This window comes from Streptomyces azureus (assembly GCF_001270025.1).
Lineage (GTDB): Bacteria > Actinomycetota > Actinomycetes > Streptomycetales > Streptomycetaceae > Streptomyces > Streptomyces azureus.
This window is the reverse complement of record NZ_DF968343.1, coordinates 1-15,780: the sequence shown is the minus strand read 5'-3', so window position 1 is coordinate 15,780 and position 15,780 is coordinate 1. Positions and strand designations below refer to the sequence as shown.

The window sequence follows — 15,780 nt, the reverse complement described above, 5'->3', positions numbered from 1 at the left end:
TCGCCTTCGCGACCGCCCAGGTGTACGCGCAGGCCGCCGAGGCGCGCGGTGCCTGGGACGCCCGCCTCGAGTCCCTGGTCGTGAACGCCGTGCTCAGCGGCGAGGCCGACGAGGGAGCCGTCTCGCGGGCCGCCGCCCTCGGCTGGAACTCGCCGGAGCACGTGTGTGTGGTGCTCGGTACGGCGCCCGACGGAGACAGCGAACTGACCGTCGAGGCCATACGGCGCGCCGCCCGGCACGCCAAGCTCCAAGTGCTCACCGGGGTGCTCGGTGACCGTCTGGTCGTGATCGCGGGCGGCAGTGACAACCCGCTGGCCGTCGCCAAGTCGCTCATCGGCCCGTTCGCGGCCGGGCCGGTCGTGGCGGGCCCGGTGGTGCCGGACCTGCTGGCCGCGACCCGGTCCGCGCAGGCCGCGGCGGCGGGCCTCAAGGCGTGTTCCGCCTGGCAGGACGCCCCGCGCCCGGTGCTGGCGGACGACCTGCTTCCGGAGCGGGCGATGGCCGGCGACCCCTCGGCCCGTGAGCAGCTGGTGGAGGAGATCTACAGACCGCTCGAGGAGGCCGGTGCCGCGCTCCTGGAGACGCTCAGCGTCTATCTCGAACAGGCGAGCAGCCTCGAAGGCGCCGCCCGGATGCTGTTCGTCCATCCCAACACCGTTCGCTACCGGCTTCGACGTGTGACTGACGTCACCGGTTGGTCACCCTCCGATGTACGCTCTGCGTTCACACTGCGGATCGCGCTGATCCTGGGGCGTCTGGTCGATGGAGATCTCCAGCCCTAAGGTTTTGTCGGGGCTCGACAAAACCCCCTCGTGTTCTTCGTCCCTGTCCCCACGGGCGGCCGTGCCCGTCCCCAAGAGAGAGTGTGAGAGTGCTCGTACTCGTCGCTCCCGGCCAGGGCGCTCAGACGCCCGGCTTCCTGACTGCATGGCTCGACTTCCCCGGTGTCCGCGGTGCCCTTGAGGCCTGGTCGGACGCTGCGGGACTCGACCTGATCCGTTACGGCACCGAGGCCGACGCGGAGGAGATCCGCGACACCGCGGTGGCCCAGCCGCTCCTGGTCGCGGCCGGACTGGCGTCCGCGTCCATGTTGTTCGACGACCCGGCCGAGCTGTCGCGGAAGGTCGGTGCCATCGCCGGGCACAGCGTCGGCGAGATCACCGCGGCCTCGCTCGCCGGAGTGCTCCCCCACGAGGAGGCGCTCCGCCTCGTCCGCACCCGTGGACTCGCCATGGCCGAGGCCGCCGCCGTCACCGAGACCGGCATGGCCGCCCTTCTCGGCGGCGACCCCGAAGTGACGGTTCCGCACCTGACGAAGCTCGGCCTGACCCCGGCGAACATCAACGGCGCGGGCCAGATCGTCGCGGCCGGCACCAAGGAGCAGCTCGCCGCGCTGGAGGCGGACAAGCCCGAGGGCGTGCGCAAGGTCGTCGCGCTGAAGGTGGCCGGCGCGTTCCACACCCACCACATGGCCCCCGCGGTCAACACGCTGGCGAAGGCCGCCGAGGCCCTCACGCCCGGCGACCCGAAGGTCACCTACGTCTCCAACAAGGACGGGCAGGCGGTCGCCGCCGGCACCGAGGTGCTGGACCGTCTGGTCGGCCAGGTCGCCAACCCGGTCCGCTGGGACCTGTGCATGGAGACCTTCAAGGAGCTCGGCGTCACCGCCCTGATCGAGGTGTGCCCCGGCGGGACCCTCACCGGGCTGGCCAAGCGTGCCCTGCCCGGTGTGAAGACGCTGGCACTGAAGTCCCCCGCCGACCTCGACGCGGCTCGCGAGCTCATCGCCGAGGCGCCGACACCTGCCGCTGACGCGGCGGGTGCCTGACAAGGAGCCGGAGAGCATGGCGAAGATCAAGCCCAGCAAGGGCGCCCCGTACGCGCGCATCCTCGGCGTCGGCGGCTACCGCCCGACCCGGGTCGTGCCGAACGAGGTGATCCTGGAGACGATCGAGTCGTCCGACGAGTGGATCCGCTCGCGCTCCGGCATCGAGACGCGGCACTGGGCCTCGGACGAGGAGACCGTCGCCGCGATGTCGCTGGAGGCCTCCGGCAAGGCCATCGCGGACGCGGGCATCTCCGTCGAGCAGATCGGCGGCGTGATCGTCTCCACCGTCTCGCACTTCAAGCAGACCCCGGCCGTCGCCACCGAGATCGCCGACAAGCTGGGCACCGACAAGGCCGCCGCCTTCGACATCTCGGCGGGCTGCGCGGGCTTCGGCTACGGCCTCACGCTCGCCAAGGGCATGATCGTCGAGGGCTCGGCGGAGTACGTCCTGGTGATCGGCGTCGAGCGGCTGAGCGACCTGACCGACCTGGAGGACCGGGCGACGGCCTTCCTGTTCGGCGACGGCGCCGGAGCGGTCGTGGTCGGCCCGTCCGAGGAGCCCGAGATCGGCCCGACCGTGTGGGGCTCGGAGGGCGACAAGTCAGACACCATCAAGCAGACCGTGCCCTGGACGGACTACCGGAACGGGACGGTCGAGAAGTTCCCCGCGATCACCCAGGAAGGCCAGGCGGTGTTCCGCTGGGCCGTGTTCGAGATGGCGAAGGTCGCCCAGCAGGCGCTGGACGCGGCCGGGATCACCGTGGACGACCTGGATGTCTTCATCCCGCACCAGGCCAACGTGCGGATCATCGACTCGATGGTGAAGACGCTGAAACTGCCGGAGCACGTCACGGTCGCCCGTGACATCCGCACCACCGGCAACACCTCGGCCGCCTCGATCCCGCTCGCGATGGAGCGGCTTCTGGCGACCGGCGAGGCGAAGAGCGGCGACACCGCGCTCGTCATCGGCTTCGGGGCGGGTCTCGTCTACGCCGCGACTGTCGTTACCCTCCCCTAGGCACTCCGTGCCGGATCATGCGGTCCGGCACCGGAGAAACACCTGCCACACCCTCTGGAACATCTACGAAGGAGCGCCGACATGGCCGCCACTCAGGAAGAGATCGTCGCCGGTCTCGCCGAGATCGTGAACGAGATCGCCGGCATCCCGGTTGAGGACGTCCAGCTGGACAAGTCCTTCACCGACGACCTGGACGTCGACTCGCTGTCCATGGTCGAGGTCGTCGTCGCCGCCGAAGAGCGCTTCGACGTCAAGATCCCGGACGAGGACGTCAAGAACCTCAAGACCGTCGGCGACGCGACCGACTACATCCTCAAGCACCAGGGCTGATCGACCGATCAGGCCTTTGGGCTGACTGCCCCGCCACCCGGCGGTGGCGCCGCTTAATCCTCGGATCCGTTGGAGAAAGAATTCCCGTGAGCTCGACCAATCGCACCGTGGTCGTCACCGGTATCGGCGCAACCACACCGCTGGGTGGCGACGTAGCCTCTACCTGGGAGGGCCTCGTCGCCGGACGTTCCGGTGTCAAGCCCCTGGAGCAGGACTGGGCCGCCGAGCAGGCGGTTCGCATCGCGGCCCCGGTCGCCGTGGAGCCGACCGAGGTCATCCCGAGGCCGCAGGCCCGCCGACTGGACCGCTCGGCGCAGTTCGCGCTGGTCGCGGCCAAGGAGGCCTGGGCGGACGCCGGTTTCGAGGCGAAGGCCGGCGAGGACCCGGCCGTCGACCCGGACCGGCTCGGCGCTGTCATCGCCTCCGGCATCGGCGGCGTGACGACGCTGCTCGACCAGTACGACGTGCTCAAGGAGAAGGGCGTCCGCCGCGTCTCCCCGCACACCGTGCCCATGCTGATGCCCAACAGCCCGTCGGCCAACGTGGGGTTGGCCGTGGGTGCCCGGGCGGGCGTGCACACGCCGGTCTCCGCCTGCGCCTCGGGCGCCGAGGCCATCGGCTACGCCATCGAGATGATCCGCACCGGCCGTGCCGACGTCGTCGTCGCGGGTGGTACGGAGGCGGCGATCCACCCGCTGCCCATCGCCGCGTTCGGCAACATGATGGCGATGTCCAAGAACAACGACGACCCACAGGGTGCGTCGCGTCCCTACGACGTGGCCCGTGACGGCTTCGTCCTCGGCGAGGGCGCCGGTGTCGTCGTCCTGGAGTCCGCCGAGCACGCCGCCAAGCGCGGTGCCCGGGTGTACGCCGAGGCCGTCGGGCAGGGCATCTCCGCCGACAGCCACGACATCGTGCAGCCGGAGCCGGAGGGGCGGGGCATCTCGCACGCCCTCCAGAACCTGCTGGAGCGGACCGACCTGGACCCTGCGGAGATCGTGCACGTCAACGCGCACGCGACGTCGACGCCGGCCGGTGACATCGCCGAGTTGAAGGCGCTGCGGAAGGTGTTCGGTGACCACGCCGACCACTTCGCGGTGTCCGCGACGAAGTCGATGACCGGGCATCTGCTGGGTGGTGCGGGTGGTGTCGAGACGGTCGCGACCGTGCTCGCGCTGTATCACCGGGTGGCTCCGCCCACGATCAACGTGGAGAACCTCGACCCGGAGGCCGAGGCGCATGCCGATGTCGTCCGGGGTGAGGCTCGGAAGCTGCCCGTCGAAGGCCGTATCGCGGCGCTGAACGACTCGTTCGGGTTCGGTGGGCACAACGTGGTGCTGGCGTTCCGGACGATCTGAGAAGGCCCGCCTCCCACCCGTACGACGTGAAGGGCCCTCACCGAGCGGTGAGGGCCCTTCACGCATGCTGAAAGGTGATCACACCACCTGGTGGAGCCAGCGGACCGGGGCACCTTCGCCCGCGTAGCGGAAGGGTTCCAGCTCGTCGTCCCACGGCTTGCCCAGGAGTTTGTTGAGCTCGGCCTCCAGGTCCGTTTCGCCGCGCTGGCTGCGTTGCAGGGCTGCGCGCAGGCGGTCCTCGGGGATGAGGATGTCGCCGTGGATGCCGGTGACGGCGTGGAAGATGCCCAGGTCGGGAGTGCAGCTGTAGCGCTCGCCCTCGGCGGTGGGGCAGGGTTCCGCGGTGACCTCGAAGCGGAGGAGGTGCCAGCCGCGCAGCGCCGACGCCAGCTTCGACGCCGTGCCGACCTGGCCCTGCCAGGAGAACTCCGAGCGCCAGGTGCCCGGGGCGGCGGGCTGACGGATCCAGTCCAGGCTGACGCGCGTACCGAGCACCCCGGCGACGGCCCACTCGACGTGCGGGCACAGCGCGCGCGGCGCCGAGTGCACGTACAGAACTCCACGTGTCGTCACCGGAACCTCCGGGCAGAGCGGGACATCTTGGAAACGGGCGGAACGGCTGTGACCGGGCGGGTCACGTTGATGGCGAGGCTACCGTGCGGTGACGCAAGGAGTGTGACGTACGGTCGCTCCCGGGGCCGGGAAACGCCCGCCATTCACCCAGGGGGACGCTTGTACGGGTGTGAGCCGTTGCACCTGACCGGTCGGGAACCCTCGTGCGTTGTTATTGGTTGGGGAGACAGGCAGGGCGCGGCGAGGGGAAGGACCAGGGATGCGGAAGCGAAGCCACCGCTCACGGGTCGTTCTTGCCGTGGCCGTGGCGGCTGCCCTGGGGGTCGCCGGGTGTGATGCCGTCGGCGGTGACTCCCCCGCCCCGTCCGGTACCGCCAAGCCGTCCCCGAAGCCCACGCCTCTCTGGGACCGCAGCCCGAGTTCCCTCGCGGCCGTGGGTGACTCCATCACGCGGGGTTTCGACGCCTGTGACGTGCTGTCGGACTGTCCGGAGGCGTCCTGGGCGACCGGTGCGAGCCCCGAGGTGGACTCCCTCGCCGTACGGCTGCTGGGGCGGGCCGGGGCCGCGGAGCGGAGCTGGAACTACGCCGTGACCGGAGCGCGGATGGCGGACCTGCCCGGGCAGATCGCCCAGGCGGTGCGGCGGAAGCCGCAGCTGGTGACGGTGATGGTGGGGGCGAACGACGCCTGCCGGGCCACCCCGTCGGCGATGACCCCGGTCACCGAGTTCCGCGCCGACTTCGAGGATTCCCTGCGCTCCCTGCGCAAGGCGCTGCCCAAAGCTCAGGTGTTCGTGGCGAGCGTGCCGAACCTGAAGCGGCTGTGGTCCGAGGGCCGCATCAGCCCGATGGGCAAGCAGATCTGGCAGCTGGGTATCTGCCCGTCGATGCTGGGTGACGCGGACGCCCTGGACTCGGCGGCGAACCTGCGGCGGAACACGGTGCAGAAGCGGGTGGAGGACTACAACAAGGTCCTGAAGGAGGTCTGCGCCAAGGACGAGCGGTGCCGCTACGACGGGGACGCGGTGTACGACTACCGCTTCGGCACCGCCCAGTTGAGCCGCTGGGACTACTTCCACCCGAGCGTGAACGGACAGGCCCGGCTGGCGGAGATCGCGTACCGGACCGTCACGGCGGAGCGGCCCTGACCCGTGCAGTCCGTCGGGGTGCCGGACCGGGACCTGCCGGGCCGGGAACGTGGTGGCGGACGTACGCGCCCGGACCGCGGACGGGCGGACCACGAGCCCCGGTCCAGGGGTCAGGTCCCGGACCGGGGCTGCTCGGTGGGGAACTTGTCCCGGATCAGACGTTAATCGTGGCGGTGATCCTGCGGTCCGTGATCGAGCGCCCCACCTGGATCTCGTACGAACCCTTCACAAACGACCACGACATGGTCGTCTGGTCCCAGACCTCGAAGGCCCGGCGCGGCAGTGCGACGGTCGCCTCGACGCTTTCGCCGGGTCCGGCGTCCACGCCCGCGAAGCCGGCCAGCCAGCGGGCCGGGCGGGTGGGGTCGGGCTCGCTCGGGGCGAGGTAGAGCTGGACGACCTCGTGGCCGGGGCGGTCGCCGGTGTTGCGGAGACGGACCTTGGCGGTGGTCGCGTCGGCGGCGCCTTCGACCTCGACCGACTCGTAGGTCCAGTCGGTGTAGCCGAGGCCGTGGCCGAAGGGGTAGGCGGGGGTGCGGCCCTGCTTCTCCCAGGCGCGGTAGCCGATGAAGACGTCCTCGTCGTAGGCGAGTTCGCCGTTGTCGGGGACGACCTGGGTGACCGGGGCGTCGGCCAGGGAGCCCCAGGTGGTGGGCAGGCGGCCGCCGGGCTCGTGGGCGCCGGTGAGCACGTCCGCGAGGGCCGCGCCGCCCTCCTGACCGGGGAACCAGGTGAGGAGCACGGCGGCGACGTCGTCGCGCCACGGCATTTCCACCGGGGAGCCGGAGTTGACGACCACGACGGTGTCGGGGTTGGCGGCGGCGACGGCGCGGACCAGGTCGTCCTGGCGGCCGGGCAGGCGCAGGTCCGTGCGGTCGAAGCCCTCGGACTCGACGCGGTCGGTGGTGGCGACCACGACGACGGCCGTGTCGGCGGCCCGGGCGGCCGCGGCGGCCTCGGCGATCAGCTCGTCGGGGTCGCGCTGCGGGTCCTGGTGGGCGAGGGTGAAACCGATGGTCCGCATGGGGTGGCCGTCGGGCGGCGGGACGGCGTAGGTCAGGGAGACCTCGACCGGTTCGCCCGCGGTCAGTTCGACCCGGGCGCGGGGCACCGGGGCGCCGAAGAAGGCCGCGAAGGGGTCGCCGTCCTCGGCGGGGCGCTGGACGTCGTGGAAGTACGTGGTGCCCGCGACGGTCAGCCTGAAGGGGCCGAGGCCCTTGATGCCGAAGGTGTGCGTGCCGGTCTCGCGCGGGGTGAAGGTGCCCGTCAGCTCGACGGTCGCGAGGGTTTCGTGGGTGACGCCGTCCGGGAGGTCGTCGCCCATCCACTGGATGTGGCCGCCGGCGGCCGAGCGGGTGCCGATGACGGTGCCCTCGCCGTCGCGGCAGACGGCGCGCAGTGCGAAGCCCTGCTCGGCGACGGGGAGTTCGGTGTTCGGGTCGGCGCCGATGGTGTAGGTGAGGCTCCCGTCGGGGAGGGCGGCGGTGAGGCCGTCGAGCGGGGAGACGGTCCGGGCGGGGAAGACCGTGGCGGAGCCGCCGCCGAGGACGCGGGCGTCGCGGGCGGCGGCGCCGATCAGCGCGATCCTGCACGGCTTCAGCGGCAGCGCGCCGTTCTCGTTGCGGAGGAGAACGAAGGAGCGGCGGGCGATCTCGCGGGCGAGCCCCTCGCCGTGGACGGGCTGGGGCAGGTCGGTGACGGCCGGTTCGGCGCCCTCCAGGATGCCGACGCGGGCGGCGAGGCGCAGGACCCGGCGGACCGCGTCGTCGACCTGGGCTTCGTCCGCCTCGCCGTCCCGTACGGCCTGCGCGAGCGCCTCGCCGTAGACGGTCCGGGGGCCGGGCATGGCGATGTCGAGGCCGCCGGCGAGGGCGCCGGTGGTGGAGCGGGCGGCGGTCCAGTCGGAGACGTTGATCCCGTCGAAGCCCCACTCGCCGCGCAGGACCTCGTTGACCAGGTAGTGGTGCTCGGTCATCGTCGTGCCGTTGACCGTGTTGTAGGCGGTCATGATGCCCCAGGGGTGGGCGTTCTCCACGATCGCCTCGAAGGGGGCCAGGTAGAGCTCGCGCAGGGCGCGTTCGCCGACGAGGTTGTTCACCGTGAGGCGGTCGGTCTCGGCGTCGTTGGCGACGAAGTGCTTGACGGTGGTGCCGACGCCGCCGGACTGGACGCCCCGGACGTACTCGGCGCCGATCCGCCCCGTGAGATACGGGTCCTCGCTGTAGGCCTCGAAGTGGCGGCCGCCGAGCGGGGAGCGGTGCAGGTTGACCGTGGGGGCGAGCAGGACGTGGACGCCCTTGCGGCGGGCCTCCTGGGCCAGCAGCACGCCGGCCCGGTGGGCGAGCCCCGGGTCCCAGGTGGCGGCGAGGGCGGTCGGCGAGGGCAGGGCGACGGACGGGTCGTCGGCCCTCCAGTGCACCCCGCGGACGCCGATCGGGCCGTCGGACATGACCAGTGAGGCCAGTCCGGCCTCCGGCAGGGCGGGCAGGCTCCACATGTCCTGGCCGGCCAGCAGCCGTGTCTTGGCGTCCAGGCCGAGTCTGCCGAGGGCCGCCTCGACGGCGACCTCGCGGGCCGCGTCCTGCATCGCCTGTGCTGTCTCCGCCACGTCGGCCTCCCGGTCGAAGTCGATGAACGTCCCAATCCTGCCTCGGCAGCATGCGAAGAACTCGGGACCGCAACCATTGATTGAGCAACCCTCACGGCGAGCAACCACGTCCGCGAGAGCGGCGGCGGTTCAGCCGCAACAGAGGGCACGGCGCGCTGAGATCGCGCGCCGCTCTGGAGGTGATCGCCGAGCGCGGTCACCGGGGAGCGAGCCTGGCCGCGGTCGCCGAGCGGGTCGGGCTCACCCAGGAGGGGCTGCTGCACCACTTCCCGACCAAGGAGGCGCTGCTGGTCGCGGTGCTCCGGGACCGGGACCGGGACCGCTGGGACGCGACGCCCGCCGGCCGGCTGCGGCTGGACCTGCCGGCCTCGCTCGTCGAGTACAACGCGGTGCGGCCCGCCATCATCCAGACCTTCTCGGCGCTGCTCGGCGAGAGCGTCACGGAGGGCCATCCGGCGCGCGCGTACTTCACGGAGCGCACACCGGGGTCCGCTCGGCCCTGGCCGAGGTGCTGCGCGCCGAGTACGGCGAGCGCCTGCCGAGCGGCCTCAACCCCCGAGCGCGCCGCGCCCCTCCTCGTGACGGTCCTGGACGGCCTCCAGTACCAGTGGCTGCTGGACCCGGAGTCGGTCACGGTCTCGCCTTCCGGGACTTCCTGACGCTGCTGGGCGAGAGCACCGGCTGATCGCCACGCGGGTCCCGCCCCATGGCGTGGATCACTTCCGCCACGCGATACTGCCGCGGTCCGGCACGTGACAATCGCCCCCCACCGCGACGGAAGGCTTGAACCCCTTGAATTTCATACGCGTTCGCCTCGGCGTCCTCGGTCTCGCGCTGCTGACCGGCTTCACCGTCCCGACGGCCGCGAGCGCCGCCGAGGCGGCCCCCTCCCCCACCGTCGAGGAGCAGCGGCTCGACAGAGCCGTCCCGCGGGAGATCCTGCGCCGTTCCGGATTCGACACCGTGGCCCCGCGGCTGGCCCGGGCGCTCGACGAGGCCCGCTCCTACGCGCAGGCCCGCCGGATCGTCGCGCACCAGGGTGCGCAGTTGTGGCGGCGGGCCGTCGACCGGGCGCAGGGGCGTGGTCCGGCGGAATATGAAGGGCGCGAAGCGCTTCGTTGGAAGGGTGGTGGCGGGCGACGGGCGGGCCTCAGCCGGGACGACGACCGGCCGCTGTACTGGGCGCGGCTCGGCATGACGCGTGAAGTGCGTGCCTGGGAGCCGGAGTTCGGTCTCACGGCCGGTCAGCGGGCGGCTCTGCTGGACGAACTGGAGCGCAACTCCCGCGGCCAGACGGCCCTCCGCTACCCGCACGGCAAGAGCCTGAAGCGGATCCTGGTCACCGGCTTCGACCCGTTCACCCTGGACCGGGACATCCGTATCTCCAACCCGTCCGGTGCCACGGCGCTCGCCCTCGACGGCACGGTGATCGATACGGCGGACGGCCCGGCCCGGATCGAGGCGGTCGTGTTCCCGGTGCGCTGGCGGGACTTCACGGAGGGGACGGTGGAGCGCACGCTGCGGCCGTACCTGCCGAAGGTCGATCTGTTCACGACCGTGAGCCAGGGCCGGGTCGGGCGGTTCGACGTGGAGCGGACCAACGGGGCCTGGCGGGGCGGCTTCGCGGACAACGACAACATCGGCCGCACCGAGACCGTCCCCGTCACCGACCCGGCCTCGCAGCCGCAGTGGACGACGACCACGCTGCCGTACCGGGCGATCGTGGCCGCCGACACCGGCCGTTTCCCGGTGTACGACAACACCGCTGTCACCGAGATCCCGGCGGGCGGCGGCACCGAGCCCGTCGTGCGCCCGGAGGGTCCGACTCCCGGCTCGACCGCTCGGGCGGGCGGCGGCGGTGACTACCTCTCCAACGAGATCGCCTACCGGGCGACGCTGCTGCGGGACCGGCTGGGGCTGCACGACGTCCTGCCGGGCGGGCATGTGCACACGCCCGTGCTCCAGTTCGGCGCCGGGAACACCACTGAGGTCACCGACCCGGAGTTCGTGCGGAACCGGCTGGACATCATCACGCAGGTGAGGACGATCCTGAGGGTGACTGCGGAAGAGTCGTGACGGCCTCGTCGCCCTCCGCGCCGTCCTCCTGGATCTCCTCGCCCAGCAGTTCCCGCGCCATGAGGGTGGCGCCGGCGACCGCGCCCGGCATCAGGAACACCGCGACGAACGGGACCAGGAAGGCCACGGCCAGCGGCGTGCCGAAGCCCCAGACCAGGGTCTTGCGGGAGCGGAGCAGGCCGAGGCGGGTGCGCAGTTCGACGCTGCGGCGCTGGAGGGCGACGGCGGTCAGTTCCTCGGTGAGGAAGAACCCGGTGACGAAGAACCCGATCACCGGTACGGCCGTCTGGCCGACGACGGGGATGAAACCGCACGCGAACAGCAGCACGCCCCACAGGGCGGCCCGTACGACGATCCGGAGACTGTCCCGGGCGGAGATCCACAACTCCCGCCAGAGCGGCAGGCCCGACTCGGGAGCGTGGCCGTCCGGGGACACGTCCCGGTCGACCTTCTCGGAGAGGTTCTCGTAGAAGGGCTGCCCGACCAGCAGCGTCACCGCGGTGAACGTCACGACGGCGAGGAGCAGGGAGAGGGCGAACAGCACCGCGGTCAGGAAACCGCGGAAGAGCCCGAGCCACGGGCTGGACCAGTCGTCGGCGAACGGAGTCGCCCAGGCGACGGCATCCTCGCCCCACAGCGCCAGCGCGACGAGCGCCGCCGCGTACAGGACGAGGGTGATCAGGCCCGGGAGCAGCCCGAAGCCGTAACTCTTGCCGTGCCGGGCCACCCATCGCTGGCCCTTCAGCAGGTACCGGAAACCAACCCCGAGATCGCGCATGGGAAAACCCTATCGGTGCTGGTGTCGCGCCCTTGACGCGCTCCGGTCACACCGATGTCACAGGTCGCCCGGGAAGGGCCATCCGGGTCATCGGTGACACCAAGGCGGCCTTGTTGCCGTTGAGTCGAACCGGTACACCTCGCCGTACCGATCTCAGGAACCCCCGTTGGAGGTACGCGTGCGCACCACGAGAACCGTTCCTGCGAGACCTGTACTGATCGTCACCCTCACGCTCGCCACGGCGGGTTCACTTCTGCAGGGTCCCGACACCGCCGGCGCGGACCCGAAGCCCGTCACCCGTGAGGGCGCCGCCGTGGACGACCGCGCGGCACAGGCTCCCGCGAGCGCGGCCCGGCGCGCACTGGCCGCTCAGACACCCGCCGCGGCCTCCACCGCAGCGCCCGCCCGCGGCTACCCGCGCCGCCAGATCCTCTCCCCCGATCCGGAGAACGCCGGCGACAAGTCCCTGAAGCTGGGCCTGACTCCGTACCACGCGATCGCCCCGAAGCTGAACGCCCTGCAACGCCTCGGCGACCGGGTGAGCGTGGAGGTGACCGGCCGCTCGGCCGGCGGCCACCGCCTCTACCTCGTCACCGTCACCGCCCCGGAGACCACCCGCCAGGCCCGCGCCCAGGAGCGCATGCGCGAGCTGATCGAGAACGCGCCCGCGGCGGCCGCCAAGTCCCCTGAGATCAAGCGCGCTTACAAGACCCCGGTCTTCGTCAACAGCAACATCCACGGCAACGAGTGGGAGGGCACGGACGCCTCCCTGAAGATCGTCGAGCAACTCGCGACGGCGAAGGACGCCAGGACCCGCGACCTCCTGGCGCACAGCCGCCTGTACTTCAACATCACGGCCAATCCGGACGGCCGTATCGCCGGCACCCGCGCCAACGCCGGCGGCTTCGACCTGAACCGCGACTTCGTCACCGCCTCGCAGCCCGAGACCCGCGCGATGCGGCAGATCGAACTCGACAAGCAGCCGGCCGTCCTGCTCGACCTGCACGGCTACGTCAACGGCACCCTCATCGAGCCCACCACTCCCCCGCACGGCGAGAACTACGAGTACGACCTCTTCCTGAAGAACAGCTACGCCAACGCTCTCGGCATGGAGTCCGCGGTCAACGCCCTCGGCTACACGTCCGCGAAGGACGGCGTGGAGCCGGTCCAGATCCCGTTCCGCGACCAGGAGGAGGGCTGGGACGACTGGCCGCCGATCTTCACCCCGCAGTACGCGGCCTTCCACGGCACGGTCGCCGCGCACACGGTGGAGATCCCGCTGGCGGTGAACAACGAGGAGTACGACGAACTCCCCGTCGCGGAGTTGCGCCGCCGCTCGGCGGTCAACACGGCCGTGGCGGGCGCGGCGATCCGCGCGACCCTGAAGCACGTCCAAGAGCACCGCACCTCGCTCACCGCCGACCAGATCGAGGTCTTCCGCCGCGGCGCGGCCGGCGCCCCGCAGGTACCGGTGTCACCGGAGACGGCCCCCGGCGTCCCCGGCATCGGACCGGAGGACGTCTACACGACGAACTTCCCGCGCGCCTACGTCATCCCGCCCGGCGATTCCCGCACCCAGCGCTCGGCCCCGGCGGCGGCCCGCCTCGTCGACCACCTCCTGGCCAACGACGTCCGCGTCACCCGGGCCACACACCCCTTCCGGCTCGCCGGACGGACGTATCCCAGGGGCTCGTACGTCGTCGACATGCACCAGCCCAAGCGCGGCATGGCCAACGTGCTGCTGGCCGACGGCCGGGACATCAGCGGCAAGGTGTCGGTGATGTACGACATCTCGGGCTGGAGCCTGGGCCGCCTGTGGGGTGCCACGGTCGAGCAGGTACCGTCGGGCAGCCTGCGGGGCGCGCCCTTGCGCCAGGTCACCGAGGCGGCCCCCGTCGCCCACACGGCCGCCGACGGCAACCTCCGCCTGCGCCTGACCGACCCGCGCGAGATCGCGGCCCTCAACTCCCTCCTCCAGCAGGGTGTTCGGGTACGCCAGGGACCGGGCGGCAGCGCGATCGTCCCGGCCTCGGCCCGCCGCCAGGCGGCCGCGGCCGCCCGCACGCACGACGTCTCCTTCACGGCGACGCGCCTCTCCGGCGGCACACCCCTGCACCGCCTCCGGGTCGCCGCCGCCGTCACGCCGGGTGAGCTGTTCGCCCTGCGGGAGATGAACTTCGACGTCACGCCGGTCTCGACGGCCGTCCTGAACTCCGGCTTCGACTGGTCCGGCACGGACGTGCTGTTCGTGTCCGCCGGCCTGGACCACGCCGCCCTGACCGCCCCCGCCCGCAGGGCCCTGAACGCCTTCCTCGACGACCACGGCCTGGTCGGCCGGGGCGCGAGGGGAGCGGCCCTGAACGCGGCGGCGGACCGGCTGGCCGTGAAGCCGGTCGAGGGCAACACGGACGCGAACGGCGTCGTACGAACGGAGAACACCGGCCGCATCACGCGCGACGCTCCCGCGCACGCCTTCGTCTACGCCCCGCTGTGGTTCACCGACCTCGGCCCCGGCGTGCGGGTGGAGCAGTCGTACGCGACCGGGAATCCGCTCGTCTCCGGGCACTGGCGCCCGCTCCGGGACGGCACCGGCGGCCCCGCGGCGGCAGCGGGACGGGCCTCGGTGGTCAGCGGCGGCCGGACGGTCCTGTTCGGCACCGAACCACTCTTCCGGGCCCACCCCAAGGGGGAATTCCCGCAGGTGGCAAGGGCATTGTTCACAGTGGCACACAGCGGTTCAGTTGAGGAGAGCGGATGACGCAGGAGATCCACGGCACCATAGCCGACGGCTTCGAGGGGGTGCGCGAGGAGTTCGCCGCGTTCGTGGCCGGGGAACGGGCCGACTACGAGGGCCAGCTGTGCGCCTACGTCCACGGCCGCAAGGTGGTCGACCTGTGGGCGGGGACCGACGCGGACGCCCTCTACGGCGTGTTCTCCTCCACGAAGGGCGCCGCCTACCTGGTCGTGGCCCTCCTCGTGCAGGACGGCACGCTCGAACTGGACCGCAAGGTGACGTACTACTGGCCGGAGTTCGGGGCCGAGGGCAAGGGCGCGCTGACCCTGCGCGACCTGCTCGCGCACCGGGCGGGCGTGGTCGGCACGGACTCCGGCTTCACCCTCGCGGAGCTGGCCGACGACCGCCAGCTCGCCGAACGCCTCGCCGACCAGCGGCCGTTCTGGCGCCCCGGCACGGCGTTCGGCTATCACGCGATGGTCAGCGGGGCGCTGGTGGGCGAGGTCGTGCGCCGTGCCACGGGCCGCACGCTCCAGGAGGTCTACCAGGAGCGGATCCGCGCCCCGTACGCCCTGGACTTCCACCTGGGCCTGCCCGCGCCCCAGGAGCCCCGCTTCCGCACCACCCAGCCGATGGCGCCGACGCCGGACCAGCAGGCCCTCCTCGACGCCACGCCCACGGGTCCGCACACGCTCGCCTCGATCGCCTACAACCGCAACGCGTCGGAGCCGACCGACCTCGCCTCGCTGCCCAACATGCCGCTGATCCGCGCCAAGGGACCGGCGTCGGTGGGCGGGGTGGCGTCCGCGCGGGGCCTGGCCGGGATGTACGCGGCGGCGATCAGCGAAGTGGACCAGCGGGCGCCGCTGCTGAAGCCGGACACGGTGGCGGAGTTCGGCCAGTTCCACTCGGTCGGCTACGACCTGGTGGCACGTGCCCACAGGTCGTTCGGACTCGGCTTCCAGATCACGGCTGACGTGGCGCACCCGTTCCTCGGCGCCGGGACGATCGGGCACAGCGGCGCGAGCGGCTCACAGGCCTTCGCGGATCCGTGGAGCGGCCTCGCGTACGGCTACACGCGCCGCCGTTTCGCCTTCCCGGGCGGCGCGGCCCCGGAGAACGACCGCCTGGCGCTGGCGGTCCACAGGGCGGCGCTCGCCCTCTAAGGCGTGTGGAAAGTCCCGTCGTCCGCCCGCAGGGCAGGCGGGACTTTGCGGACACACCCCAGCCAGCCGCGTCACCAACCTCTCCGAACAGCACACCTAGTGCCCCGGCAGGCAACGTTCGCCCGTCAAGGAGCGGCGTCCGGTGCGTGCTCTGGGGGTACCCC

At 71.9% G+C, this 15,780-nt stretch carries 11 protein-coding genes and 2 pseudogenes; 10 read left to right on the top strand and 3 right to left on the bottom strand.

Annotated elements, in window-relative coordinates; all coding sequences use genetic code 11:
- From fasR to fabF, 5 genes and pseudogenes are all read left to right on the top strand, one after another.
- Positions 1-782, top strand: a pseudogene (gene fasR / locus AOQ53_RS26185) (fatty acid biosynthesis transcriptional regulator FasR); the annotation flags it as partial.
- Positions 783-871: 89 nt separating this feature from the next.
- On the top strand, positions 872-1,828 hold the full coding sequence (locus AOQ53_RS26180) for an ACP S-malonyltransferase (RefSeq protein ID WP_059420921.1): 957 nt from the start codon (positions 872-874) through the stop codon (positions 1,826-1,828).
- A 16-nt stretch (positions 1,829-1,844) separates the two neighbouring features.
- A complete protein-coding gene (locus tag AOQ53_RS26175) occupies positions 1,845-2,846 on the top strand; it encodes a ketoacyl-ACP synthase III (protein ID WP_059420920.1) in 1,002 nt (333 codons plus the stop codon).
- 81 nt (positions 2,847-2,927) lie between these two features.
- A complete protein-coding gene (locus AOQ53_RS26170) occupies positions 2,928-3,176 on the top strand; it encodes an acyl carrier protein (protein WP_003989952.1) in 249 nt (82 codons plus the stop codon).
- 86 nt (positions 3,177-3,262) lie between these two features.
- Positions 3,263-4,534, top strand: coding sequence for a beta-ketoacyl-ACP synthase II (gene fabF, locus AOQ53_RS26165; protein ID WP_059420919.1), 1,272 nt, complete (start codon positions 3,263-3,265; stop codon positions 4,532-4,534).
- A gap of 78 nt (positions 4,535-4,612) precedes the next feature.
- Here fabF and AOQ53_RS26160 read toward each other — a convergent pair whose 3' ends face one another.
- A complete protein-coding gene (locus AOQ53_RS26160; protein ID WP_059420918.1) occupies positions 4,613-5,107 on the bottom strand; it encodes a DUF3145 domain-containing protein in 495 nt (164 codons plus the stop codon).
- A gap of 259 nt (positions 5,108-5,366) precedes the next feature.
- Here AOQ53_RS26160 and AOQ53_RS26155 point away from each other — a divergent pair, with 259 nt between their 5' ends.
- Complete coding sequence (locus AOQ53_RS26155) at positions 5,367-6,254, top strand: SGNH/GDSL hydrolase family protein (protein WP_059420916.1); 888 nt, start codon at positions 5,367-5,369, stop codon at positions 6,252-6,254.
- A gap of 154 nt (positions 6,255-6,408) precedes the next feature.
- On the opposite strand, the gene AOQ53_RS26150 is transcribed toward AOQ53_RS26155, so the two are convergent.
- A complete protein-coding gene (locus tag AOQ53_RS26150) occupies positions 6,409-8,841 on the bottom strand; it encodes a beta-glucosidase H (RefSeq protein ID WP_059420914.1) in 2,433 nt (810 codons plus the stop codon).
- A gap of 181 nt (positions 8,842-9,022) precedes the next feature.
- Between AOQ53_RS26150 and AOQ53_RS26145 the strand changes: the two are divergent.
- Positions 9,023-9,547: pseudogene (locus AOQ53_RS26145) on the top strand (TetR family transcriptional regulator).
- A 107-nt stretch (positions 9,548-9,654) separates the two neighbouring features.
- Positions 9,655-10,938, top strand: coding sequence for a pyroglutamyl-peptidase I family protein (locus tag AOQ53_RS26140; protein ID WP_059420913.1), 1,284 nt, complete (start codon positions 9,655-9,657; stop codon positions 10,936-10,938).
- On the opposite strand, the gene AOQ53_RS26135 is transcribed toward AOQ53_RS26140, so the two are convergent.
- Positions 10,892-11,716, bottom strand: coding sequence for an EI24 domain-containing protein (locus tag AOQ53_RS26135; protein ID WP_059420912.1), 825 nt, complete (start codon positions 11,714-11,716; stop codon positions 10,892-10,894). The two genes, AOQ53_RS26140 and AOQ53_RS26135, sit on opposite strands and share 47 nt — an antisense overlap.
- 178 nt (positions 11,717-11,894) lie before the next feature.
- On the opposite strand from AOQ53_RS26135, the gene AOQ53_RS26130 reads away from it, so the two are divergent.
- Positions 11,895-14,474 (top strand): M14 family zinc carboxypeptidase, encoded by a 2,580-nt coding sequence (locus AOQ53_RS26130; protein WP_059420923.1) that lies wholly within the window; start codon positions 11,895-11,897, stop codon positions 14,472-14,474.
- Positions 14,471-15,616 carry a serine hydrolase domain-containing protein gene (locus AOQ53_RS26125; RefSeq protein ID WP_059420910.1) on the top strand — a complete coding sequence of 382 codons (1,146 nt, stop codon included), beginning with the start codon at positions 14,471-14,473 and terminating at the stop codon, positions 15,614-15,616. The genes AOQ53_RS26130 and AOQ53_RS26125 overlap by 4 nt, the downstream gene beginning before the upstream one ends.
- Positions 15,617-15,780 lie beyond the last annotated feature (164 nt).